Raw genomic sequence first — 22620 nt, 5'->3', positions numbered from 1 at the left:
AGCACCGACTGCGCATGACGCGAACGACAGGGGGTATTGCAATATGAACGAACAAGGTCACGGGTCCACCATATCGCCCCGCCTGGTCAAGGGGCAGGGCGACAAGGCTCGCATCGGTGACTATTACAGCGCGACACAGCTGCGCGCCGATCGCTGGAGCGTGCTTCGCGACATTGCCGAAGAACTGTCCCGTCACGGCGGCGAAGGTCGGCGAGGTCGCAAGCTGCTGGCCGAGGCCGTGGAGCTGTTCGACGCGCTGGCGCCGATCGAAACCTACTGGGCGTTTCCCGGCGCCAATGCCTTCGGTTACATGCGCCGGTTGCTGGATCAGCAGAAGATCCCGGATTTCTCGCACTCGGTTCGCCGGGCCGCGCGGGCGCTGATTTCGGGGGCCTATCGGCGGCGCGGCATCCAGCTGACCGCCGAGGATAGCGAGACCGAGGATTTCGAGGACGAGGCCTCGCTGTCGCCCGATGCCCGCGCGTTGGGAAGGCCCTATTTCGAGGTCCTGATCGTCGATGACCTGAACGAGCATCAGGAGCGCTGGTTGCGGCAGAGCCTGCAACATGCACGGCGCCCCGAGGACTCTTTCATCTATGAGCCGGTGATCGTTCCCAGCCTCGAGGACGCACTGATCGGAATCATGTTCAACCACAACATCCAGGCAGTCGTCGTCCGCCCGGGCCTGGCGCTGAAGTCGCGCAACAATGTCGAGATCCTGAACAAGTATCTCCGCCGGGCCAGCGACGAAGAGGATGTCGACGGGTTGCACCCCGACGAATACGGCCCCGAGACATGCCGGCTGGTCCACAAGATCCGGCCCGAGCTGGACACCTATCTGGTCACCGACCGGTCCGCCGAAACCATCGCGGCGATGGATCTGGGCGGATGCCGCCGGGTGTTCTACAATCAGGAAGATTTCCTGGAACTGCACCTGAACATCCTGCGCGGCGTCAACAGCCGCTTCAAGACCCCGTTCTTCACGGCGCTGAAGGAATATTCCAAGCAGCCGACAGGCGTGTTCCACGCCATGCCGATCAGCCGCGGCAAGTCGATCGCCCGCAGCCACTGGATCCAGGACATGGGTGCCTTTTACGGGCCCAACATCTTCCTTGCCGAAACCTCGGCCACGTCGGGCGGGCTGGACAGCCTGCTGGAGCCGCGCGGCCCGATCAAGAAGGCTCAGGAGTCCGCGTCGCGCGCCTTCGGCTCGAAGCAGACCTTCTTCGCCACGAACGGCACCTCGACCTGCAACAAGATCGTCGTGCAGGCGCTGATCCGCCCCGGCGACATCGTGCTGGTCGATCGCGACTGCCACAAATCGCATCATTACGGCATGGTGCTGGCGGGGGCGAGCGTTGTCTACATGGACAGCTATCCGCTGCATGAATATTCGATGTACGGCGCCGTTCCCATCCACGAGATCAAGCACAAGCTGCTGGAGTTGAAACAGGCCGGCAAGCTGGACAAGGTGCGGATGGTCCTGCTGACGAACTGCACCTTCGACGGGATGATCTATAACGTCGAACGGGTGATGGAAGAGTGCCTGGCCATCAAGAAGGATCTGGTCTTCCTGTGGGACGAGGCGTGGTTCGCCTTCGCCCGCTTCAACCCGGCCTTCCGCCAGCGCACGGCGATGGCCTCGGCGGCCAATCTGCGCCGAACGCTGCGCAGCCCCGAGCGCGCCCGCGCCTTCGAGGCGCAGCAGGAGGCCATGAAGGACGCCGATGACGCGACCCTTCTCAACACCCGCCTGATCGCGCCGCCCGATGCCCGGGTGCGCGTCTATGCGACCCAGTCGACGCACAAGACGCTGACCTCGCTGCGACAGGGGTCGATGATCCATGTCTACGACCAGGACTTCAAGGGCGAGACCGAGCAGGCGTTCCACGAAGCCTACATGACCCATACTTCGACCTCGCCGAATTACCAGATCATCGCCTCGCTTGATGTCGGCCGGCGGCAGGTCGAGCTGGAGGGATATGAATTCGTGCAACGCCAGATCGAAAGCGCGATGTCGTTGCGCCGGGCGATCGGCATGCACCCCCTGCTGACCAAGTATTTCAAGGTCCTGACACTGGCCGACATGATCCCCGGCGAATATCGCGAAAGCGGCGCCAAGGCCTATTTCGATCCCAAGCGGGGCTGGCTGGACAGCTGGGATCACTGGGCCACGGACGAATTCGTGCTGGACCCGACCAAGATCACCGTGGCCGTGGGGGGGACCGGCTGGGACGGCGACACCTTCAAGACCCAGATCCTGATGGACAAGCACGGCATCCAGATCAACAAGACATCGCGCAACACGGTGTTGTTCATGACGAATATCGGCACCACCCGGTCGTCGATCGCCTATCTGATCGAGGTTCTGATCAGCATCGCCAAGGATCTCGAGGATCTGCTGGACGACGCATCCAAGATGGAGAGACGGTCGTTCGATGCCCGGGTGAAAAGCCTTGTCGACCATGTTCCTCCGCTGCCCGATTTCAGCCGCTTTCATGCAGCGTTCCGGCATGGAGAGACGCCCGAGGGCGATATCCGCAGCGCGTTCTTTCTGGCTTATGACGAGGACAACTGCGACTATCTGGACCTTGACCAGGCGTTGCAGGAAAAGCTGGAAAACGGCGAGGAGCTGGTCTCGGCCTCGTTCATCATCCCCTATCCGCCGGGCTTCCCCATCCTTGTGCCCGGCCAGGTCATCAGCCGCGAGATCCTGACCTTCATGCGCGCACTGGATGTCAGCGAGATCCACGGATACCGACCTGACCTGGGCTTGCGGGTGTTCACCACCGAGGCGCTGAAGCGCCTGGAAGCGGCCAGGGGCTGATCCTTCGGAAAGACCGCGCCGGCAGCTCCGGCGCGGCCTCAGAAGGTCGGCGGTGTGCAGGCGCTGACGATCACGCAGCGGCTGTTGCCGGTGTTGCGGAACCGGTGCGGGCGTCGGCTGTCGAAGATATAGGCGTCCCCGGGCCCAAGCAGTGACACCTCGTCGCCGACGGTGATCTCGATCCGGCCCTCGATCACGATCCCGGCCTCTTCCGCGTCATGGCTGTAAAGCGATTCGCCCGTATCGGCGCCGGGATCGTAGGTTTCGTGCAGCAGCATCAGGTTGTTGCGACCTGCGCGCCCGATCCGCAGCAGGGACAGCTTGGCCATCGTCGCCTCGGGGCCGTGGACCGCGGCCGAGCGGATCTCGGGCAGTTCCTCGTGGCGCCAGAAGGTCCTGGGCTCTTCTGCCGCCTCCATGAAGAAATCGACCATGCTGGTTGCCAGACCGTCGAGGATCTTCTTGAGATTGGCAACTGATGGGCTGATCTTGTTCTGCTCGATCATCGAGATCAGGCCGTTCGTGACGCCGGCGCGCGCTGCCAGCTGGCGCTGCGACAACCGCCTGTCCTGGCGCAGGTTGCGAAGCCGCGTGCCGATGTCGAATTCCGTATCGCTCATCCTGTCTCCCGTCTGCGCGTGTTTCATTGGCCACACCTGACCGGCAGGGAAAGGCCGTCTCGCGTCCAGTGAGCCTGAAACGCCTTGCCCCGCTGATCGCCGTGATTAATATATTGAGCAGAGATTCAGGAGTCACGCCATGACAAACGCAGAACTTTCGACCCGCCGGGCCGCCGCGATCGCGCGCGGCGTGGGTGTTTCGACGCCGCTCTTCGCCAGCCGCGCCAGGAATTCCGAGCTGTGGGACAGCGAGGGCAAGCGCTATATCGACTTTGCGGGCGGCATCGCGGTGGTGAACACCGGCCACGGCCACCCGCGCGTGGTCGAGGCCGTCAAGGCCCAGATCGACAAGTTCAGCCACACCTGCCATCAGGTCGCGCCCTATGAAAACTATGTCGAACTTGCCGAAAAGCTGAACGCCGCCGCGCCGGGCGACTTCCCCAAGAAGACGCTGTTCGCAACCACTGGTGCCGAGGCCGTCGAGAATGCCGTCAAGATCGCGCGCGCGTTTACCGGCCGTCAGGGCGTCATCGCCTTTTCCGGCGGATTTCACGGCCGCACATTCATGGGGATGGCGCTGACCGGCAAGGTCCAGCCCTACAAGGCGGGCTTCGGTGCAATGCCGGGCGATGTCTGGCATGTGCCCTTCCCGATGACAGCGCACGACATCACGGCGGCTGATTCGATCGCCGCGATCGAGGGGCTGTTCAAGGCCGATGTCGATCCCGCCCGCGTCGCCGCGATCATCATCGAGCCTGTTCAGGGCGAAGGTGGCTTCTATCCGGCCCCGCCCGAGTTGATGCGCGACCTGCGCGCGCTGTGCGACAAGCACGGCATGCTGCTGATCGCCGACGAAGTTCAGACCGGATTCGCGCGCACCGGCAAGTTGTTCGCGATGGATCACCATGACGTCGCGCCCGACCTGACCACGATGGCGAAAAGCCTGGCCGGCGGCTATCCCCTGTCGGCGGTGGTCGGCCGGGCCGACGTGATGGACGCGCCCCATCCCGGGGGGCTGGGCGGCACCTATGGTGGCAGCCCGCTGGGTGTTGCCGCCGCGCTGGCGGTCCTTGACGTGATTCGCGACGAGGACCTGTGCGCGCGTGCCGAAAACCTGGGCCAGCAGCTGAAATCGCGGCTGTCGGCGCTGCGGAACGAGGTGCCGGAACTGGCCGATATCCGCGGGCCCGGATTCATGGTCGCGGCGGAATTCATGGCCGAGGACGGCACGCCGATGCCCGAGATGGCTGTCGCCGTGCGTGACGAGGCGATGCGGCGCGGCCTGATCCTGCTGACCTGCGGTGTCTATGGAAACGTCATCCGTTTCCTGTCGCCGATCACCATCGAGGACGCCGTTTTCGCGGAAGCGCAGGACATTCTGGCGGAATCGTTGCGCGCCGCCAAATCCGCGCTCGACGCAGGTCGGGCGGCCGCCTGACTCGATATGGGCAGGGACGAGGCGGAAGCGCCAGTAGGCCGGGCAGAGTTGAGACCGCAGGCGCATCCTTGTGCCACGCCGCTTGAGCCTTCTTGCGCCACGTCATAGCCTTGCGAAATTGCCGCGCGGGTCGTCCCGAAAGGACGGCCCGCGCGGACTGAATCTGGAGAACAGAACAATATGACACCCTTCGCGATTGCCGGCATACAGATGCATGTCGATGCGCTGCACTCGAATGTCGAGGCGATGCTGCACCGCGTCGATATCCTGATGGCGCGCTTTCCCTGGACGCAGATGGCGCTGTTCAGCGAGCTGGCGCCCTATGGGCCGCTGCACCGGTATGCCCAGCCCTTCCCGAACGAGGCGCTGCAACAGTTCCAGGACAAGGCCCGGCAGCACCGGCTGTGGCTGATTCCCGGCTCGATGTTCGAGAAGCTGGAAGACGGGCGGGTCATGAACAGCTCTGTCGTCATCAACCCGGACGGCGAGATCGTCGCGACCTACAACAAGATGTTCCCCTTCCGTCCTTATGAAGAGGGAATCGCGGCGGGCACCGACTTCTGCATCTTCGACGTGCCGGAGGTGGGGCGATTCGGCCTGTCGATCTGCTATGACATCTGGTTCCCCGAGACCACGCGCCAGCTGACCAGCCAGGGCGTCGAGGTGCTGCTGCACCCGGTTCTGACCGGAACCACCGACCGCGATGCCGAACTGGCGATCGCGCGCGCCACCGCCGCGCAATTCCAGTGCTATGTCTTCGACGTGAACGGCCTGGGCGCGGGCGGCGTGGGCCGGTCTCTGGTCGTGGACCCGACCTCCCTGGTGCTGCACCAGTCCGCCGGGCAGGAGGATATCTTCCCCATCGAGGTTGATCTGGACATGGTCCGCCGCCAGCGGGAAACCGGCATGAAGGGGCTGGGTCAGGTGCTGAAAAGCTTCCGTGACCGCGATGCCGACTTCTCGGTCTATGATCGCGACAGCGGGGTCGACGCCTATCTCAAGACCCTGGGGCCGTTGCAGACGCCGCTTCAGGGCTCTGCCGCGGGCCTGAGGTCTGCCGATCCGCGCACCGCGCTGGGGGCGGCCGAGGATGCGCGCCGCGAAAGCTTCGGACGGGCGGCCTATCGCGACAATCTTGCGCCCTTTCCGATCGCTGCGGGCGAGACTGACTGAGCGCCCCCGGCACACTGGCGCATGGCCCTCATTGGCGCTGATGCCAGCACTGAACCCTTGCGTCACGCGCCGATGCGCGCAAGTCTGACGGTCAGGGCATAGACCAAGCCCTTCGCGGGCGTTGCGCAGATGCGCGACGTCACGCGAGGCCAAAAGAACACAAAAGAACAAACGACCAAACAGGGAGAGAAAAGCACAATGCCCAAGAAGACTCTCAAGAACATCTCCGAGATCCGGCGCTATTTCCACACGAACCAGGACCCGATCTATTTCGTCTCGGCGACGAATTTCAACCTTCTCGGCATCGACGAGTGGGTCAAGAACTTCAAGTATATCTGCTACATGGATTGCTTTGACGGACGCCATCCGAATGTCTTCGTGCCGTCGGAAATGCCGCATGAGGAATTCCAGTCGATCGAGGACATCAACAACTACCTGTTGCAGCACAAGGAGGTCATCGACCTTGTGAAGCGGCGCGGCGGCAAGCCGAAATTCGTGTTTCTGATGTTCGACGAAAAGACAGAGATGCTGGTCAAGGAGCTGGGTGGCGAAGTCTGGTTCCCCAAGGCCTCGCTGCGCGAGCGCTGCGACAACAAGATCGAGACAGTGCGGATCGGCAACAAGGCGGGCGTGCCTTCGGTTCCCAACACCCTGTCCGAAGTCAAGGACTACGCGCATCTCAGAAAGATCTGCGAGAAGGCCGGGCTGGGCCACGATCTGGTGCTGCAGTCCGCCTATGGCGACAGCGGCCACACCACGTTCTTCATCAAGTCCGAGTCCGACTTCCGCAAGCACGAACACGAGATCGTCGGCGAGGGCGAGATCAAGATCATGAAGCGGATCGATTGTCGCGGCTCGGCGATCGAAGGTTGCGTGACCCAGGCTGGCACGATCGTCGGTCCGCTGATGACCGAACTGGTCGGCTTCAAGGAACTGACTCCGTATCGCGGCGGCTGGTGCGGGAACGAGATCTTCGCGACCTCATTCCCTCCCAAGGCACGCCAGCAGGCCCGCGACCTGACCTTCAAGTTCGGCGAACAGCTGCGCAAGGAAGGGTATCGGGGCTATTTCGAGCTGGATTTCCTGATCGACAAGAAGACCGGCGATCTGTGGCTGGGAGAGTTGAACCCGCGCATCACCGGGTGCAGCTCGATGACCAACCACGCGGCCTTCGCCCATGCCGACGCGCCGCTGTTCCTGTTCCACCTGCTGGCCTTCTCGAAAAAGCCGTTCGAACTGAACGTGGACGAGCTGAATGCCCGGTGGGCCGACCCCGAGATGATCGACAGCTGGTCCCAGATGGTCATCAAGCACACCGACGACAATGTCGATATCATCACCGATGCCCCGCAAAGCGGCATCTACAAGATGCTTGAGGACGGACGCGTGGTGTTCGACCGCTTCGACTATCACCGCCGCGCGGTCGAAACCGAGAACGAGGCCTTCTTCCTGCGGATCTCGGGGGTCGATGATTATCGTTATGAGGGTGCGGATCTGGGCATCCTGGTGATGCGCGGCCGCTCGATGACCTCGGGGTTCAAGCTGACCGAACGCGCGCAGAAATGGATCCACGGCATCAAGGGTGCCTATTCTGCCCGTCCGCTGCCCGCCGCGCAGGCGATCGAACCGCCGGCCTTCAAGATCATGTAGCGCCTGACACGATGTCCCTCCATTTCGAGGCGATCAGCGAGGAACAGCCCGGCCCGATCTGGGCCGGGCTGTTCAAGGTGTTCTGGCCGTCCTATCGTCGATGGTGGGCATCGGAAGGTGTGACCGGACGGCCCACCTATCGCGAATGCCGGCTTGCGATCCGCAACCACATGCCCGAGATCCTGCCGCTCTACGAGGAACTGTGCGAACTGGCCGGTGGCGGCGACAGCCAGGCGCGGTTCCTCAGCTTCTATTGCCCGCCGCGCTATCTGTCGGGGTGCAGCCAGGCGATCTGGCAGGGCGACAGGCCGCTGCTTGTGCGCAACTACGACTATCATCCCGGAGCCTTCGACGCGATCCTGCTGTCGACGGGCTGGCAGGGTCGCCGGGTGATCGGCATGAGCGACGGCATGTTCGGATTGATCGACGGCATGAACGACGCCGGGCTGGCGCTGTCACTGACCTTCGGCGGCCGACGCGAGGTCGGAGAAGGCTTCGGCATCCCGCTGATCCTGCGTTATATCCTGCAAGTCTGCGAGACGCTGGACGAGGCGGCCGCGGTCCTGCGCCGCATCCCGTGCCACATGAGCTACAACATCACCGTCCTGGACCGCCACCGGCGCTATTTCACGGCTTATCTGACTCCGGACCGGGCGCCGGTCATCGCGCATGTGCCGGTCGCGACAAACCACCAGGAACGCGTGGAATGGTCCAGCCATGCCCGCTTTACCGCCACCATCGAACGGCAGCGTTTCCTGTTGAGCCGGCTGACCATGCATCCCGAGACGCAGGATCGTTTCATCAGCGTGTTCCTGCGTCCACCGCTGTATTCGACCGCATTTTCGTCAGGCTTCGGAACGCTTTACACGGCGGCCTACATGCCGGCCGAGGGCGAGATGCAGGTCTGGTGGCCGCATCATGTCTGGACCCACAGCTTCGACGCCTTCAACGCCGGATCGCAATTCATCCTCATCCCTGATGCCGGCCCTCCCGAAATCGCCTACTGAGCGCGCAGCGGCGGGCAATCGGCGACCGAAAGGCGGCGAGGCCGCCGCAGTCGTTTGTGCAGACGCAAGCATGGGATAAAGAGCGTCTTTCCGGCTCAGGAATTCCCGGGCCATCCTTGCCCCCTCGCGTTTGACCCACGGCGCGCTGACCGGACGTGGCGCGTCAAAGGTCCGCATCCAGTCGGCGCAGCCGATGATCGGGATGGTGATGGTGATGGGCAGGCACCCCTTCAGGGGCAGGGTCAAGGCCCATGCCGGAGTCACGTTCTGAACGCAACCGTGAACCAAAAGGCGGGTTGAATTGTTTGCCTGCCGTGCCGCACAACCGACCCCGAGCGAGGAGACACCGCCCGATGAACCCGCCTGACCTGCCTGCCGATGCCGCATTGTTTCTGGATTTCGACGGCTGCCTGGTCGAAATCGCCGACCGCCCGGACAGCATCGTCATTCCGGACACGCTGGCTGGCAGGTTGAAGCGCCTTCACCGGCGCCACGGCGGCGCGGTCGCGCTGATTTCAGGCCGCGGCGTCGCGGATCTGCGCGCCTATCTGCCCGATTTCCCCGGTGCGGTCGCGGGCAGTCACGGCGCCGAGTTGTCGCTTGGCGGGCATGGGATCGAGGCTACGCATGGCGCGACGCTGGATGTCGCCGCCCTGCACCGCCAGGCGCATGACATCGCCGCTCCTCATCCGGCGGTTCTGGTCGAGCCCAAACCACACGGCGTGGTCCTGCATTATCGTGCCGACCCGGCCCTGCGAGGCTTTGTCGAGGCCGCGATGCAGCAACTGGCGGACAATCATCCGGGACTGGTGCAGCAGCAGGCCAAGATGGCGGTCGAATTGCGGCCGGACGGCGTGGGAAAGGATCGCGCGCTGGCGCGGCTGATGGATCTGCCCGATTTCGCGGGCCGCCTGCCTGTCTATGCCGGCGACGACCTGACCGACGAGGCGGCGATCGCCGAGGCCCAGTCACGGGGCGGCTTTGGCATCAAGATCGGCGAGGGCGAGACCGGCGCCCGCTTCAGGCTTGGCGATCCCGCCGCACTGGCACGCTGGCTGGACAGCGCGCTGTCCTCCTGACAGGGTATTACGATGTCCAGACTTGTCGTCGTCTCGAACCGCCTGCCGCTGGGCGACAGCCCGTCCGGGGGGCTTGTCGTCGCGATGGAGGACGCGCTGCGAAGCTCGGGTGGGCTATGGGTCGGCTTCGCGGGAGAACCGGTGGACGAGCCCCGGGACGGGCTGCAATTTCATCCCGGCGCGCGGTTCGAGCGCGCCAGCTTTGACCTGTCGCGGCAGGACTACGAAAGCTATTACCTGGGCTATTCGAATTCGATCCTGTGGCCGCTGTGTCATGGCCGCGCCGACCTCATGCGGATCCTGCCCGAATATATCGAGGGCTATCGCCGCGTGAATGCGCGGATTGCGGAGTTGCTGGTGCCGTATCTGCGACCCGACGACCGGATCTGGGTTCAGGATTATCATCTGTTTCCGCTGGCGGCCGACTTGCGTGCCAGGGGGGTTGAAAGCCCGATCGGCCATTTCCTGCATATCCCGTTTCCGGGATCGGCGGATTGTGCCGCGATGCCGAACCCGCCGGAGTTGTTCGAATGGTTGTCGCATTACGATCTTCTGGGCTTTCAGGCGCAGCGCGACGTGTCGAATTTTGCCGAAAGCGCCCGGCAACTGGCGGATTTCGATCAGATCGACGACGGATGTTACAGGCTGTCGGGACGACAGGTCCGGGCCGGGGCGTTTCCGATCGGCATCGACACCGCCGCCTTCATCGAATTGGCCCGGCACGCCCCCGACGAGGACCGGATGCGTTTCCTGACAGGCGCGCAGATGATGATCGGGGTGGACCGGTTGGACTATTCCAAAGGCATCCCGCAGCGGTTTCGCGCCTTCCATCTGCTTCTGGAGGAAAATCCCGATCTGCATGAAAAGATCGTCTTCCTGCAGATCGCGCCACCGACCCGCGAGGCCGTCGAGGCATATCAGGACATCCGCGAGGAAACCGAGCATCTGGCCGGACGCATCAACGGCGAGTTCGCGACCGTCAACTGGACGCCGATCCGCTTCATTCATCGCCCGATGCCCCGCAACGTGCTGGCCGGGCTGTTCCGGCAGGCGCGAATCGGGTTGGTCACACCGCTGGCTGACGGAATGAATCTTGTCGCCAAGGAGTATGTTGCCGCGCAGGACGTCTCGGATCCCGGGGTGCTGATCCTGTCGCGCTTTGCCGGTGCCGCCGAGACGATGGCGGATGCGCTGATCATCAACCCCCACGACCCGGCCGAACTTGCCGCTGCCATGGCCCGGGCGATGCGGATGACCGCAAACGAGCGGCGCCGTCGTCACGCCGCGCTGCTGCGCGGCGTGATCGAGCAGGATGTCGGCTGGTGGTCCGCAGCCTATCTGGATGCGCTTCGCCAAGGCTGATCTGCGCTGAATATCCGGCCCGGCCTGCCCGCATGCCAGACATTGCGCGCCGCCTCTGCCCGTTTCTCGTGCCGGATGTGGAAAATCAAGGCATCTCGCCGCATCGCGGCATCGCGTGCGCAGCAAGAACGTGACGCCGGAACGGTAACCGTGCATCGTGAAGTTATCGAAGCGCTTAAGCTTCGAGGTCTCCCCCCATGCTCGCGCAAGCGGGCGAGTTGTCAAAGCCGCCGAGCCCTGCCGCCTTCCTCCTCCCTGCGGCAGACGCATCGGCGGCTTTTTCACCGCCCGCGCTGCACCGATGCCCGATCAGCGCCGAAAATCGGTGTCGGCGACGACCACTGGCGCCGCGCGGTGCGCCGGATCATGCAGAGTCAATGAGGGCCGCCCCTCGGCCCCGACGATCAGCATCGCGCCCTGTGCCGGTACGCTGCACGTTGATCGTGTGCCTTCCGGACCGATCAGGCGCAATCCGTCGCGCATCTCGAGCCGCCCGGGGCCGCCAGCGGACCAGATGAGATGTCCGTCCGGTCCGCGCAGTTCCGGCCCGGTTTCCGGATCGTTGAACAGAACGGCGCCACCGCCGCTCAGCGATTCGCCGGGGCGCAGCACGCCTGCGTCGGGCAACCGGTCCTGATCGCGGCATTCGCCGACAAGGTTCCGCCGGACAAGCGCCCTGAGGATCGCGGGCGTCCAGCGGTGGTGATCGGCGGCGGCCAGCAGCAGCATCAGCTTGGCGAAAGCCGCGACGGGCGTCATGTCCAGCCCGCTGATGGCGCCCGTCGCGGCGATCCACGCCCCGGCCGCATAGTGGAACTGACCGACCTGCCCGCCGATCGAGCGCGTGCAGATGACGATCACGACGCCGGCCGCATCGGCCTGCCGCAGGGACCGTTCCATCGCGCCATCGCCGGCAGGAACATTCCCCTCGCCATAGCCCTCGATCACGATGCCTTTCACCCCCTCGGCCACGGCCGCATCGATCAGGCGCGGGATCAGGGCTGCCGGCGCGCGGTGATCCACGGGCAGGATGGGGATCTGCATGACAGGATGATCCGGAAGCGCGGCGGCGATGGCCCGCAACTGCGCCACTGCCAGACGCCGTGCGTCCGGGTGATCCAGCGCGACTTCCGGGCTGACGGGGCCCGGCAGCGGCGAGGCGGAACCGTGCCAGACTCCGATGCCAGCCTCGGCCAATGCGGGCAGATGGGGGCTTTCGAAGGCGTCGAAGCCTGTCGTCGAGGTCTTCAGCGCCCGGCTGCCGCGCCACAGCCTGCCCGCAAAGAACAGTGCGACCTCGGGCAGTCGCAGGCGGGTGCAGGCGAGTGCACCCGCCAGGTTGACAAAGGCGTCGCTGCCGGCGTTCAGGACCAGTCCTTCGGCTGTTTCGCGAAACAGCGGCAGTTGCGCGCCGGTCAGGATCACCGGCTTTGACAGCACCGCGCGACCGATCCCCAGCGGGTCCACGACATTCAGCAGGAACGGCAGGGCCGCGCCGCTGAATTCCATCGTGTCGGTGCCGTGCAGGATCACGAATCCGTCGAACTCGGCGTACCGCTTCAGCACATGGCCGGCGATCAGGCACCAGTCGGCGGGTCGCAGATCGGTGCTGTCGCGCGTGCCCGACGGGCTGACGAAGCGCGGCTCAGTGTCGAAATGCAGATCCAGGTCGGGCAGCGCGGCCTTCAGGGCCGGTTGCAGCAGACGCCGCGTGGCGGCGGCGAAATCGGCTGCGGGCATGGGGGCCAGGGGCTGGCCCGTACACATGATGGTGCCGCCGGAATTGATGATGCAGATCCGCATGAGCGCCCTCCGTTGTCCGGGTCGTGATAGTCCGGCGCGCCCGGCGCGTCCATGACCGGTCGTCGCTCGCGGCCAGCGGCGAGGCGCCTGGCCCCCAGCCACCTGAAAGCGCCGCGGGTCCGGCCCGGCGACCCCAGCCACAAGAGGGCCCCGAAAGATCGCCGATTGACAGGATTCGCCCTGGCCCGTCTGGTCCTCCGCCATGATCGCGGCGCGCGCTCTTGCCGCCGCGCGCCGCGCAGGTCAGTCCGCCGGCATCCGGATCTGCAACTTCACGTCGGTTTCGCGCCCCTCGACCGCCCGGTCGAAGGCCGCAATGCTGTCGGCAAAGGGCAGCGTGGCCGAAATCAGCGGCTTCAGATCGACCTTGCCCGCCGCGATCAGCGATATGGCGCGGTCATAGATATTGGCATAGCGGAACACCGTCTCGACCCGCAACTCCTTGGCCTGAAGGCCGACGATGTCCATGGGAACCGGATCGACCGGCATCCCGACCAGCACGATCGCGCCGCCTGGCCGCGCAAGCGCCGGCAGGCCCAGAATCGCGGGTGCGGCGCCCGAGCATTCGAAGACCACATCCGCGCCCCAGCCGCCCGTCGCCTCGGCGATCACATCGGCCGCGGGGCGCTGCCGGATATTGATGGTCTCGATGCCGTCATAGGCGCCGATGATGTCAAGCTTGGGCTGCGCCAGATCGGAAACATAGACCCTGGCGCATCCACCGGCCAGCGCGGCCAGCGCGGTCATCATGCCGATCGGGCCAGCGCCGGTCACCAGACCGATATCGCCGGGCTGGATGCGCGCGCGCAGGGCGCTTTGCATGCCGATCGCGAACGGCTCGACCATCGCGCCCTCGGCCATCGAGACATTGTCCGGCAGCTTGTAGGTGTAGGCGGCCGGATGCACCACCTCGGGGGTCAGGCAGCCATGCACCGGCGGAGTCGCCCAGAAGGTCACCGCCGGATCGACGTTGTAGATCCCCAGCTTCGAGGCGCGGGACTTCGGATCGGGGATTCCCGGCTCCATGCAGACACGATCCCCGACCTCAAGATTGGTGACGTCGGCGCCGGCTTCCACCACGACGCCCGCGGCTTCGTGGCCCAGGATCATCGGTTCGTTCACCACGAACGGGCCGATCTTGCCGTGGGTATAGAAGTGCACGTCCGACCCGCAGATCCCCACCGTGCGGATCGCGATCCGCACATCGCCAGGGGAAAGCTGCTGCTTCAGCGGAAAGTCCCGCAGCGACAACTGCCCCTTCCGTTCCAGAACCAGTGCCTCGGCCATGTCGTGTCCTTTCGCCAGACGGCGCCCTTGCGCCGCGTTTGCTCGCCCGGGCGACGGCCGTCTGGCCGCGCCTCGCCCCGCACAGGATCATCACGCGCAAGGGCTTCTGTAAATCCTGCGCCCGCTGATTTGCCGGACCAGCCGCGTCTCTCGTGACGATCCGGGCATCAGGCCGGCCGTCTGGATCGCCTCAGTCCGACTCCAGCCAGCCACTCAGGAAGGCCGCAATGTTATGCGTCAGGTCGTCGGAGAGATAACCGCCTTCCTGGACCATCACCGTGGGCAGATCCGCCCCGGCGATCAGCCTGGCGGCGTCATTGAACCCGCCGGTCGTGACCGACAGGCCGCGCAGCGGATCGTTTTCGTGGGCGTCCAGTCCCAGCGCCAGGACCAGGGCGCCGGCGCGGAAATCCAGAACCCGCGCCATGGCGCTGTCGATGGCCGCCAGCCAGACGTCGTTCCCCGAGCCCTGGATCAGCGGCAGGTTCAGGTTGAAGCCCTCACCGGGACCCCGCCCGGTTTCGTGGGCGTAGCCAAGATAGAACGGGTAGAAATTCCGCGGCTCGGCGTGGACGGAGACGGTCAGCACATCCGCGCGATCGTAGAAGATGTCCTGCGTGCCGTTGCCGTGATGCACGTCGATATCCAGCACCGCAACCCGGTCGTGACGGGCGCGCAGCGCCTGCGCGGCGATGGCGGAGTTGTTCAGGAAGCAATGACCCGCGGCGCTGTCGGCATCGGCATGATGACCCGGCGGCCTGCACAGCGCATAGGCCGCCCGCGTCCCGCCAGCGACCGCTTCGGCCGCGGCCAGTGCCGTATCCACGCCCCGCAGCGCGGCGGCCCAGGTGCCCGGTCCGACCGGGCAGGCGGTGTCCGCCATGTGCCACCCGGCGCGACCCACGACGCTTTCGGGATAGGTCTGGGTCGCTTTCTGGGCGTGCAGATTGGCGACCACCTCGGCACCGGCGCCGGGAAATCGCTGCCAGTCCTCCCAGCATGTCTCGAGGAATCGCAGATAGCGGTCGGTGTGAATCTCCCGCATCGCCGCGCGGTCGGCTTCCGGTGGCACCTGTGGGTCCAGCCCGACCAGATCCAGTCCTGCCAGCAGGCGATACGCCCGTTCCGGCAGTTCCTTGTTCGGGCCCGGAACACCACGCAGCATCCAGAATCGCGGGTCATGCGCCTCGGTCTCGGGCGCGTAGAAGCAGGGAAGCAGGGACATCGCAGCTCATACGATTGCATCGCGGATGACGAGGCTATGGTCCATTCTGCGGCTTGGCAACCCGATGACTGCACGCCCCGACCTGTCCCGAAGTTCTGGTCGCCATTGACAGACTGTACCAGTATGCTGATCCTCGCACGATGGTCCCTGTATGCATTCGGATCGTGATCGGTCCCGTTCTATGTGAGCTTTTTGCGCATGACATTGACGACCCCTTCAGAAAATGCGGCCGATGCGATCGGTCAGGACGAAGAACTGGCTCGCATCGAGGTCGTCAAGCCTGTCTCGATCATCGTACCGACCTACAAGGAGGTCGAGAACATACCATTGCTGATCGAGCGGGTCCGGAAGCTGCGTTCTGACAGCGGCGTCGAGGCCGAGCTTATCTTCATGGATGATTCCAGCTGCGATGGCAGCGTCGAGGCGGTTGCGAATTGCGGTCACGACTGGGTTCGCATCGTGGAGCGTCACCAGGATCGCGGGCTGAGTCCTGCAGTGATCGACGGGTTTCGCATCGCCACGAACCCGGTTCTGGTCTGCATGGATTGCGATCTCAGTCATCCACCAGAAAAGATCCCGCAAATGGTCTATGGCCTGTCGGCTGGACAGCAGATGGTTATTGGATCGCGTTACGTTCCCGGAGGATCGACCGATGATGACTGGGGCTTCTTTCGATGGCTCAACAGCCGTGTTGCGACGCTTCTTGCGCGCCCCTTGACCGCGGTCAGCGACCCGATGTCCGGTTTCTTTGCGCTTCGCCGCAGGGATTTCGATCGGGCGTCAGAACTCAATCCCGTCGGCTACAAGATCGCGCTGGAACTGATCGTGAAATGCGGTTTCGAGAATGTCGGCGAGGTGCCGATCCATTTCTCGGATCGCGTCCACGGAGAAAGCAAGCTGACGCTTCGCGAGCAGCTGAAATACATACAGCATCTGCGGCGGCTCTATCTGTTCCGATTCGCAAACGCCATGTATTTGCTGCAGTTCCTTGTCGTGGGCGCGCTTGGTGTCGTGGTTAACCTCGTGGTTCTGACGCTGCTGCTGATGTTCGGGCTTGGCCCGAAAACCGCGATCGCTGGCGGCATCGTCGTCAGCGTCTGCACGAACTTCCTGCTGAACAGGCGCTTTACCTTCAGCTATGCGCGCGACCGCAACCCGTTCAAGCAGTTCCTGGGTTTCGTCGCCGCTTCTGCGGTCGGGATGGCCGTGAACTTCCTGGTATCGATCTATCTGATCGAGTATGTGCTGGATGATACCAGAACGTCGATCTACATTGCCTCGCTTTGTGGCATCGCGACGGGCATGTTGTTCAACTTCCTCGGCAATCGCTATCTCGTCTTCCGCAAGCGGTATATCCAATGACACGATTGGCCGCCGCGAGCGGAGCGATTGTGCTGCTTTTTGTCGCGATCGCTTTCTCGTTCGCGCGTGTGCAGTCTGTCTGGATCGACGAGACCACTCAGCTTTCGGGGCTGGGCCTGGGTTTCAAAGAGCAGCTGATGTGGCTGCTGGGACAGGTCAACCCGGTTCCCGGTGTTCCGCCGGACCGAATGCCACCAATCTCTTACTGGCTGGGCTCCGGCTGGGCCGCCCTGTTCGGCCTGAACGAGATGTCGATGCGGGTCTTCGGGATCGTGGCGCTGGCCTGCGGCGCGCCTGCGATCGTCCTGAGTGCACAAGAGATGGCAGGCCGCGGCGACGCGGCCAAGATGGCGCTTTTCGCCCTGTGTGGCGTTCTGTTGACGCCGACCATCCTGACGCAGGCCGGTGAGATCCGGGCCTATCCGGTGTTCCTGTCCCTGTCTGCATGGGCCGCGTTGGCTTATGTGAAGGCCGTTCGCGATCGCGGCGGGGCCTGGCTGTTTGGCTTGGCCGTGTTCTCTGTTCTGGCTGCCTACACGCATTTCTTCGGCGTGGTGATGGCTTTTTCGATGTGGGCCTCGCTTCTGATGTGCCGCCTTTCGATGGGAGGGCGTGTGGTTCCGGTGCTGGCAGGGGGGATCGCCTCGGCGGTGGCGATGCTGGGGCTCGTGCCATTCGTGCTGGCTGCGCTCGGAGTGTCCAGCGATGTTGGGGACGCGCCCGGCCTGTCCGATCTGCTTCGCGACCTGGCGCGACTGGCCTTCCGGATGCAACTGCACGGGGTTCACCTGTCAAGCCAACTCATCGCCGCGGCCATGCTCGCGGCGACCGGGGGGCTGATGCTGATGGCACTTCACGCGGTGCTTCTTCGGTCTGGTTCAGACGCAAGGCCGATACATCCGGGCTTCTTCGTGATCCTGCCGGTGCTGCTGGGCTTCGGGTTGCAGGCGCTGGTCAAGCTGGCCGTTGCCAGCTTCGATGCGCTGGCGCCGCATTACAGCATCTGGATGGTACCGCTGGTGGCGCTTTTCCTGGCTCTGCCTCTTTCGCTGTCGCCCTGGCGAAGGCTTGCATCCGCGCTTGCTCTGGTGATCGTGGCCAGTAATCTGATTGCCGATGTCATTCTGTTGCGCCACGCGACTGCCTACACCCATGGCCCGGGAGAGTGGGTTTCGGAATTCATCGAGAATCCCGCCGATACCGTCGTCATCCACGATGCCAATGCCAATTGGGGATCAGTCTATTTTCCGGTCCATTACCTGACGGGCGGCGCGGTCACACAGATTCTTCGCAGCCCGGATACGCCTGATCGGCTTGTCCTGCCCGACGGTCTGTCACCGGTGGAGCCGCGCTTTGTTGATCGCTTCGGGACGCATATTCATGTGCGGGCCGCCAGCCTGTCCAGCATGGACCTTGCGCGGCGTCTTGGCGATCCGGGAGATTGCGGTATCGTGCCCATGCCGACCGGCGATCCAGCGCCGAAGCGCATCGAGTCCCGCTGCGCGTATGAATCAGCAACCATCGCAGTGCAGACAAGATAGCGCGTCACGTTGCTCGGCCTAAAAGCCTTGGTGAGTCTTCAGGAATTCGACCTCGTCTTCCGTGCTTGCGCGTCCCAGCACGGCGTTGCGATGCGGGAATCGGCCGAACCGGGCGACGATGTCGCGATGCTCGCGTGCGAAATGCAGCGAGTTGGCGTTCCCCAGCGCCTCGTATAGCCGGACCGAGCGTTCCTGGTCAGCCAGATCCTCGCTGTGCATGAAGGGCAGGTAGAAGAACTGCCGTGCCAACGGTTCGACGCGCTGGTCATGGCCCTGGTCCAGGGCGCGACGCGCCACGGACAGCGCCAGATCCTGGCTTTCGAAGCTGCGGTCCGATCCGCGGAACATGTTGCGCGGGAACTGGTCCAGCACGATCGTCAGCGACAGGGCGTCCTGCGGCGCGTCCAGCCAGTGCTCCAGCCGCCCGGCATGCGCCGCCTCGTAGGTTTCGCCGAAAAGCTGGATGATCCGGTTGTCGATCTGGTCGGATTTCGCGAACCAGAAGGGTTTCATCTCTTCCGAGAACCAGAAATCGCGGACATCCTGCGGGGATTTGAGAGACATGGGCTTTTCTCCTCAGCCGGGCAGCGGAATATGCTCGTCACGGTCATTCGCGGGCAGGTCGAACATGCCCTGGCCCCAGCGTTCTGCCTGCCACTGGCGCTTGGCCTCCTCGATCCGGTCGCGCGACGAGGCCACGAAGTTCCACCAGATATGGCGCGGACCGTTCAGAGTCTCTCCGCCCAGCGCCATCAGCCGGGCACCCTGGTCGCCGGCTTGCACGGTGATCGCGTCGCCGGGTCGGAACACCATCATCCGACCGGCCGCAAACGCCTGCCCTGCAACCTTGATGCTGCCCTCGGTCACATAGATGCCGCGATCCTCGTGGTCGGTCGGCAGCGGGAACAGCGCCCGGGGTTCCAGGGTGACGTCCAGGTAGAACATGTCGGAATACAGCGTCGCGGGGGCGGTCGCGCCATAGGCGCGGCCCAGGATCAGCCGGGCGCTGATGCCCTGATCGGTGATCAGCGGCAAGGAGTCGCTGCCGTGATGTTCGAATGCCGGCGCGATGTCCTCGTGACTTTCCGGCAAGGCGATCCAGGTCTGGATCCCGAAAAGGCTGTTCGGTCCCTGCCGCGCCGCGGCGGAGGTGCGCTCGGAATGTGTCACGCCCTTGCCCGCCACCATCCAGTTCAGCGCGCCGGGGCGAATGATCTGGTCTGACCCGATGCTGTCTCGGTGGTGGAAATCGCCGCGATAAAGATAGGTGACGGTTCCAAGCCCGATATGGGGATGGGGGCGCACGTCGATGCCCTGCCCGGTCAGGAACTCGGCCGGCCCGGCCTGATCGAAGAAGATGAAGGGGCCGACCATCTGCCGCCTGGGGGCGGGCAGGGCGCGCCGCACCTCGAATCCGCCGATGTCGCGGGCGCGGGGAATGATCAGGGTCTCGATGGCGTCGGGGCCGATCTCGTCGGGGCATCCGGGTGCGAGGGCGGGGTTCCAACTCATGTGCGTTTCTCCTGTTCTGGGGTCAGGATGGTGCGAATCCGGCAAACATCCAAGCGTCATGGCGTTCGGCCCTGGCGAACGCGGGGTTGACGGCGCTGCGTTCCCGCGACGCTTCGGCCATGGGGGCCGCTGTGGCTGCGCAGGAACCGGCGCAGGCTGAACCGCATGCGGCAGGGGACGCGCTGCGGATCAGACAAAGCGGAATTGCGTGCCCCACGGGTCGGCGATCGCGCTGCCGGTACGGCCCGGATCGCGGACCACCACCTCGGCCAATCCGGTGCGGTCAGGGTCCCGAGGGCCGGCGCCCCGGCTGTTCCAGACATTGCCCGCGATGTGGTGATGATAGCCGTTCCATCCGTACCACGCCCCGCCCGCAGCCTCGAAGGTTCGGGTCAGTCCAAGGTCGCGGCGAAAGAAAGCGTCAGCCTGCGTGAGATCGCCCACCTGCAGGTGGACATGGCCGATTCTGCTGCCGGTGGGGATGCCTTGCCAGTCGCCGGACGAGGCGGCCGCCAGATCGTTCAGGTCCAGCTTCCTGGTGACCATTTCGATCCGGTCGCCATCGCGGGACCAGTCTGCTTCCGGCCGGTCGCGATAGACCTCGATGCCATTGCCTTCGGGGTCGTCAAGATAAAGCGCCTCGCTGACGCCGTGATCGCTGGCGCCGGTCAGCCGGATGCCGCCCCGCGCTACGTGGCGCAGCCATCGTCCCAGATCGGCGCGATCAGGCAGCAGGAAAGCGGTGTGAAACAACCCGGCCTCACGCGGGTCGCGGGGCCTGGCGGCGTGATCGCCGCGCAGTTCCAGCAATGCGCCGTCGGTTGCGCCAAGCCGTCGGGTCGCGCCGTCGCCTCCCACGGGACGCAACCCCAGCACGGTTTCGTAGAACGCTGCCATGCCCGGCAGGTCGCGAACGTTCAGGGCGACGTGGTCGATGGTCGGCGGGGTCATGGCATCCTCGTCTTTCCTGGCCGGCGGCGGCGATGCCGCCGCCGGCCAGCCCCTGGACGATCGGCGCGGCAGCCCCAATGTGCGTCCGGCCGGGGGTTCAGAAGGCCCAGCACCATTTGCTTCCTGTCCGGCTTGGCGGCAACCTGGCCCATCGGCTGAAGGCCCCTCTAAAGCGTCGCGGCGAATCCGGCGATGAAATCGGCCAGGCGCTGACGGGTCTTGTCGTCGGTCAGATTGCCGTCGTCATCGAACAGATCGCCCGCACGCGAGACCATCAGCCGGCCTTCATGCCAGGGCCGCGTGTTCAGTGTGCGCAGCACCTGCAACCAATGCGTCTGGGCCAGCGTCGTGCCGAAACTGCCGGGAGAGGCGCCGATGACGGCGACCGGCTTTCCCTTGAACAGCGCCAGCCCCTCGCCGCGCGACATCCAGTCGATGACGTTCTTGAACACGCCCGGAATGCCGTTGTTGTATTCCGGCGTCACCAGCAGCAGCCCATCGGCCTGGGCCAGCTGTTCGGTCAGCCGCGTGACCGCCGGTGGCGTCCCCGTGGCGGCCTCGGCGTCGGCGTCGTAAAGCGGCACCTGGCCGATCGCGCCGATGATGATCTCGACGCCATCGGGCGCCGCCTCGCGGGACGCGCGCAGCAGGCCGGAATTGTAGGATGCGCGGCGCAGGCTGCCGCTGAGGCCGAGAATCGTGGTCATGCCCGTCTCCTCTTTCATGGTGCAGGGGGCTTGCCCCCCTCCGGCGGATCAGTCCGGACGATCAATCCAGCGGCTTCAGCCCGGCCTCGATCCGGTCGCGCTTGTCCTCGAGGAAAGGTGGCAGCGACAGGCTTTCGCCCATCGTCTCGCGCGGCTCGTCCACGTCGAAGCCGGGTCCGTCGGTGGCGATCTCGAACAGATTGCCCGCCGGTTCGCGGAAGTAGAGCGACCGGAAATAATGGCGCTCCACCTCGCCGGAATTGGGAATCTTGAACCGCGCGACACGCTGCGCCCATTCGCTCAGCTCGGGCTTGCCCGGCACGCGGAACGCGACATGGTGGACGCCGCCCGCACCCTGCTGCGCGACAGGCAGGCCCGGCTGCACCGCCACATGCAGTTCGGCGGCCGCACCGCCCTTGCCCATCTCGAAGACATGGACCGTTCCCTCGCCGTCGGGGCTGGCATAGTCGCGGACCTTTGTCATGTTCATGACCTGCGTCAGGACCGCCTCGGTCGGGGCCAGTTCGGGAACCGATATGGTGATCGGCCCCAGACCGCGGATCTGGTGTTCCTCCGGGACCGGGCTTCGCGCCCATGGCTCGCCCACGGGCTGCGGCGCGGCGACCAGACGCAGGCGCTGGCCTTCGGGGTCCTCGACATCCAGGCTGGGGCGGCCGTCCAGCGTCGCGATCCGGCCGGAGGACACGCCCAGATCGGCCAGCCGGCCGGCCCAGTACTCGAGGCTGTCCTCGGCCACGCGCAACCCGGTGCGGCTGATCGACTGCGTGCCGCGCCGCTCGGGCGAGGCCGGCCAGTCGAAGAAGGTGATGTCGGTGCCCGCTGTGCCCGCCCCATCCGCGAAGAACAGGTGGTAGGCCGAAGTGTCGTCCTGGTTCACGGTCTTCTTGACGCGGCGCAGGCCCAGTGTCTGGGTGTAGAAACGATTGTTTCCGGGCGCGTCGGCGGTGATCGCCGTCAGATGGTGAATGCCCGCCAGCTGCATGATCCGGCTCCTTGCGATTGCCCGGGTCCAATATGGCGCGGGCAGGGCGTTCGTGGCACCCGTCCCGAAGGCA

Annotated in this window: 18 protein-coding genes; 9 read left to right on the top strand and 9 right to left on the bottom strand. The window is 64.8% G+C overall.

The genetic code is table 11. The annotated features are described in order from the left end of the window. The first annotated feature begins 43 nt into the window (after positions 1-43). The gene (locus tag L1965_RS06135; protein ID WP_235755514.1) at positions 44-2827 is read left to right on the top strand and encodes an aminotransferase class I/II-fold pyridoxal phosphate-dependent enzyme; all 2784 of its coding nucleotides are present in this window, start codon (positions 44-46) and stop codon (positions 2825-2827) included. 38 nt (positions 2828-2865) lie between these two features. On the opposite strand, the gene L1965_RS06130 is transcribed toward L1965_RS06135, so the two are convergent. Next, complete coding sequence (locus L1965_RS06130; RefSeq protein ID WP_235755513.1) at positions 2866-3447, bottom strand: cupin domain-containing protein; 582 nt, start codon at positions 3445-3447, stop codon at positions 2866-2868. A gap of 139 nt (positions 3448-3586) precedes the next feature. Between L1965_RS06130 and L1965_RS06125 the strand changes: the two genes are divergently transcribed. The 6 genes from L1965_RS06125 to L1965_RS06100 all read left to right on the top strand — a co-directional run bounded on the left by L1965_RS06125 (position 3587) and on the right by L1965_RS06100 (position 11156). After that, entirely contained in the window at positions 3587-4885 is a 1299-nt protein-coding gene (locus tag L1965_RS06125; RefSeq protein WP_235755512.1) for a 4-aminobutyrate--2-oxoglutarate transaminase, read from the top strand. A 180-nt stretch (positions 4886-5065) separates the two neighbouring features. Then, a complete protein-coding gene (locus L1965_RS06120) occupies positions 5066-6058 on the top strand; it encodes a carbon-nitrogen hydrolase family protein (protein WP_235755511.1) in 993 nt (330 codons plus the stop codon). Positions 6059-6187: 129 nt separating this feature from the next. Beyond that, positions 6188-7708 carry a biotin carboxylase gene (locus tag L1965_RS06115; RefSeq protein WP_277882940.1) on the top strand — a complete coding sequence of 507 codons (1521 nt, stop codon included), beginning with the start codon at positions 6188-6190 and terminating at the stop codon, positions 7706-7708. Between the two features lie 11 nt (positions 7709-7719). Beyond that, positions 7720-8715 (top strand): C45 family autoproteolytic acyltransferase/hydrolase, encoded by a 996-nt coding sequence (locus tag L1965_RS06110; RefSeq protein WP_235755509.1) that lies wholly within the window; start codon positions 7720-7722, stop codon positions 8713-8715. Between the two features lie 353 nt (positions 8716-9068). Further along, positions 9069-9794 (top strand): trehalose-phosphatase, encoded by a 726-nt coding sequence (gene otsB / locus L1965_RS06105; RefSeq protein ID WP_235755508.1) that lies wholly within the window; start codon positions 9069-9071, stop codon positions 9792-9794. 12 nt (positions 9795-9806) lie between these two features. Next, the gene (locus L1965_RS06100) at positions 9807-11156 is read left to right on the top strand and encodes an alpha,alpha-trehalose-phosphate synthase (UDP-forming) (RefSeq protein WP_235755507.1); all 1350 of its coding nucleotides are present in this window, start codon (positions 9807-9809) and stop codon (positions 11154-11156) included. Positions 11157-11465: 309 nt separating this feature from the next. On the opposite strand, the gene L1965_RS06095 is transcribed toward L1965_RS06100, so the two are convergent. The 3 genes from L1965_RS06095 to L1965_RS06085 form a co-directional block, all read right to left on the bottom strand. Beyond that, a complete protein-coding gene (locus L1965_RS06095) occupies positions 11466-12959 on the bottom strand; it encodes an asparaginase domain-containing protein (protein WP_235755506.1) in 1494 nt (497 codons plus the stop codon). Between the two features lie 243 nt (positions 12960-13202). Then, positions 13203-14246, bottom strand: a complete 1044-nt coding sequence (locus L1965_RS06090) for an NAD(P)-dependent alcohol dehydrogenase (RefSeq protein WP_235755505.1) — start codon at positions 14244-14246, stop codon at positions 13203-13205. Between the two features lie 190 nt (positions 14247-14436). After that, entirely contained in the window at positions 14437-15471 is a 1035-nt protein-coding gene (locus tag L1965_RS06085; RefSeq protein WP_235755504.1) for a histone deacetylase family protein, read from the bottom strand. A 198-nt stretch (positions 15472-15669) separates the two neighbouring features. Between L1965_RS06085 and L1965_RS06080 the strand changes: the two genes are divergently transcribed. After that, a complete protein-coding gene (locus tag L1965_RS06080; RefSeq protein WP_235755503.1) occupies positions 15670-16833 on the top strand; it encodes a glycosyltransferase in 1164 nt (387 codons plus the stop codon). Beyond that, on the top strand, positions 16755-18374 hold the full coding sequence (locus L1965_RS06075) for a glycosyltransferase family protein (RefSeq protein WP_235755502.1): 1620 nt from the start codon (positions 16755-16757) through the stop codon (positions 18372-18374). The genes L1965_RS06080 and L1965_RS06075 overlap by 79 nt, the downstream gene beginning before the upstream one ends. Before the next feature lie 18 nt (positions 18375-18392). On the opposite strand, the gene L1965_RS06070 is transcribed toward L1965_RS06075, so the two are convergent. The 5 genes from L1965_RS06070 to L1965_RS06050 form a co-directional block, all read right to left on the bottom strand. Further along, on the bottom strand, positions 18393-18938 hold the full coding sequence (locus tag L1965_RS06070; protein ID WP_235755501.1) for a DUF924 family protein: 546 nt from the start codon (positions 18936-18938) through the stop codon (positions 18393-18395). Between the two features lie 12 nt (positions 18939-18950). After that, complete coding sequence (locus L1965_RS06065; RefSeq protein ID WP_235755500.1) at positions 18951-19886, bottom strand: pirin family protein; 936 nt, start codon at positions 19884-19886, stop codon at positions 18951-18953. Positions 19887-20075: 189 nt separating this feature from the next. Further along, positions 20076-20837, bottom strand: coding sequence for a VOC family protein (locus L1965_RS06060; protein WP_235755499.1), 762 nt, complete (start codon positions 20835-20837; stop codon positions 20076-20078). Between the two features lie 167 nt (positions 20838-21004). Further along, positions 21005-21544 (bottom strand): NADPH-dependent FMN reductase, encoded by a 540-nt coding sequence (locus tag L1965_RS06055; RefSeq protein ID WP_235755498.1) that lies wholly within the window; start codon positions 21542-21544, stop codon positions 21005-21007. Positions 21545-21605: 61 nt separating this feature from the next. Further along, the gene (locus L1965_RS06050) at positions 21606-22547 is read right to left on the bottom strand and encodes a ring-cleaving dioxygenase (protein ID WP_235755497.1); all 942 of its coding nucleotides are present in this window, start codon (positions 22545-22547) and stop codon (positions 21606-21608) included. Positions 22548-22620: the final 73 nt, after the last annotated feature.

Source organism: Paracoccus salsus (assembly GCF_021556615.1).
GTDB classification, from domain to species: domain Bacteria; phylum Pseudomonadota; class Alphaproteobacteria; order Rhodobacterales; family Rhodobacteraceae; genus Paracoccus; species Paracoccus salsus.
Note: the sequence above shows the minus strand (reverse complement) of the source record. Positions and strands in the feature narration are given on the sequence as shown.

What these genes read in the sequence shown, in the direction of transcription:
- L1965_RS06110 (WP_235755509.1), top strand. Translation starts at nt 7,720, where the DNA reads ATGTCCCTCCATTTCGAGGCGATCAGCGAGGAACAGCCCGGCCCGATC.
- otsB (WP_235755508.1), top strand. Translation starts at nt 9,069, where the DNA reads ATGAACCCGCCTGACCTGCCTGCCGATGCCGCATTGTTTCTGGATTTC.
- L1965_RS06125 (WP_235755512.1), top strand. Translation starts at nt 3,587, where the DNA reads ATGACAAACGCAGAACTTTCGACCCGCCGGGCCGCCGCGATCGCGCGC.
- L1965_RS06115 (WP_277882940.1), top strand. Translation starts at nt 6,188, where the DNA reads ATGCGCGACGTCACGCGAGGCCAAAAGAACACAAAAGAACAAACGACC.
- L1965_RS06120 (WP_235755511.1), top strand. Translation starts at nt 5,066, where the DNA reads ATGACACCCTTCGCGATTGCCGGCATACAGATGCATGTCGATGCGCTG.
- L1965_RS06070 (WP_235755501.1), bottom strand. Translation starts at nt 18,938, where the DNA reads ATGTCTCTCAAATCCCCGCAGGATGTCCGCGATTTCTGGTTCTCGGAA.
- L1965_RS06090 (WP_235755505.1), bottom strand. Translation starts at nt 14,246, where the DNA reads ATGGCCGAGGCACTGGTTCTGGAACGGAAGGGGCAGTTGTCGCTGCGG.
- L1965_RS06055 (WP_235755498.1), bottom strand. Translation starts at nt 21,544, where the DNA reads ATGACCACGATTCTCGGCCTCAGCGGCAGCCTGCGCCGCGCATCCTAC.
- L1965_RS06130 (WP_235755513.1), bottom strand. Translation starts at nt 3,447, where the DNA reads ATGAGCGATACGGAATTCGACATCGGCACGCGGCTTCGCAACCTGCGC.
- L1965_RS06095 (WP_235755506.1), bottom strand. Translation starts at nt 12,959, where the DNA reads ATGCGGATCTGCATCATCAATTCCGGCGGCACCATCATGTGTACGGGC.
- L1965_RS06065 (WP_235755500.1), bottom strand. Translation starts at nt 19,886, where the DNA reads ATGAGTTGGAACCCCGCCCTCGCACCCGGATGCCCCGACGAGATCGGC.
- L1965_RS06085 (WP_235755504.1), bottom strand. Translation starts at nt 15,471, where the DNA reads ATGTCCCTGCTTCCCTGCTTCTACGCGCCCGAGACCGAGGCGCATGAC.
- L1965_RS06080 (WP_235755503.1), top strand. Translation starts at nt 15,670, where the DNA reads ATGACATTGACGACCCCTTCAGAAAATGCGGCCGATGCGATCGGTCAG.
- L1965_RS06050 (WP_235755497.1), bottom strand. Translation starts at nt 22,547, where the DNA reads ATGCAGCTGGCGGGCATTCACCATCTGACGGCGATCACCGCCGACGCG.
- L1965_RS06135 (WP_235755514.1), top strand. Translation starts at nt 44, where the DNA reads ATGAACGAACAAGGTCACGGGTCCACCATATCGCCCCGCCTGGTCAAG.
- L1965_RS06100 (WP_235755507.1), top strand. Translation starts at nt 9,807, where the DNA reads ATGTCCAGACTTGTCGTCGTCTCGAACCGCCTGCCGCTGGGCGACAGC.
- L1965_RS06060 (WP_235755499.1), bottom strand. Translation starts at nt 20,837, where the DNA reads ATGACCCCGCCGACCATCGACCACGTCGCCCTGAACGTTCGCGACCTG.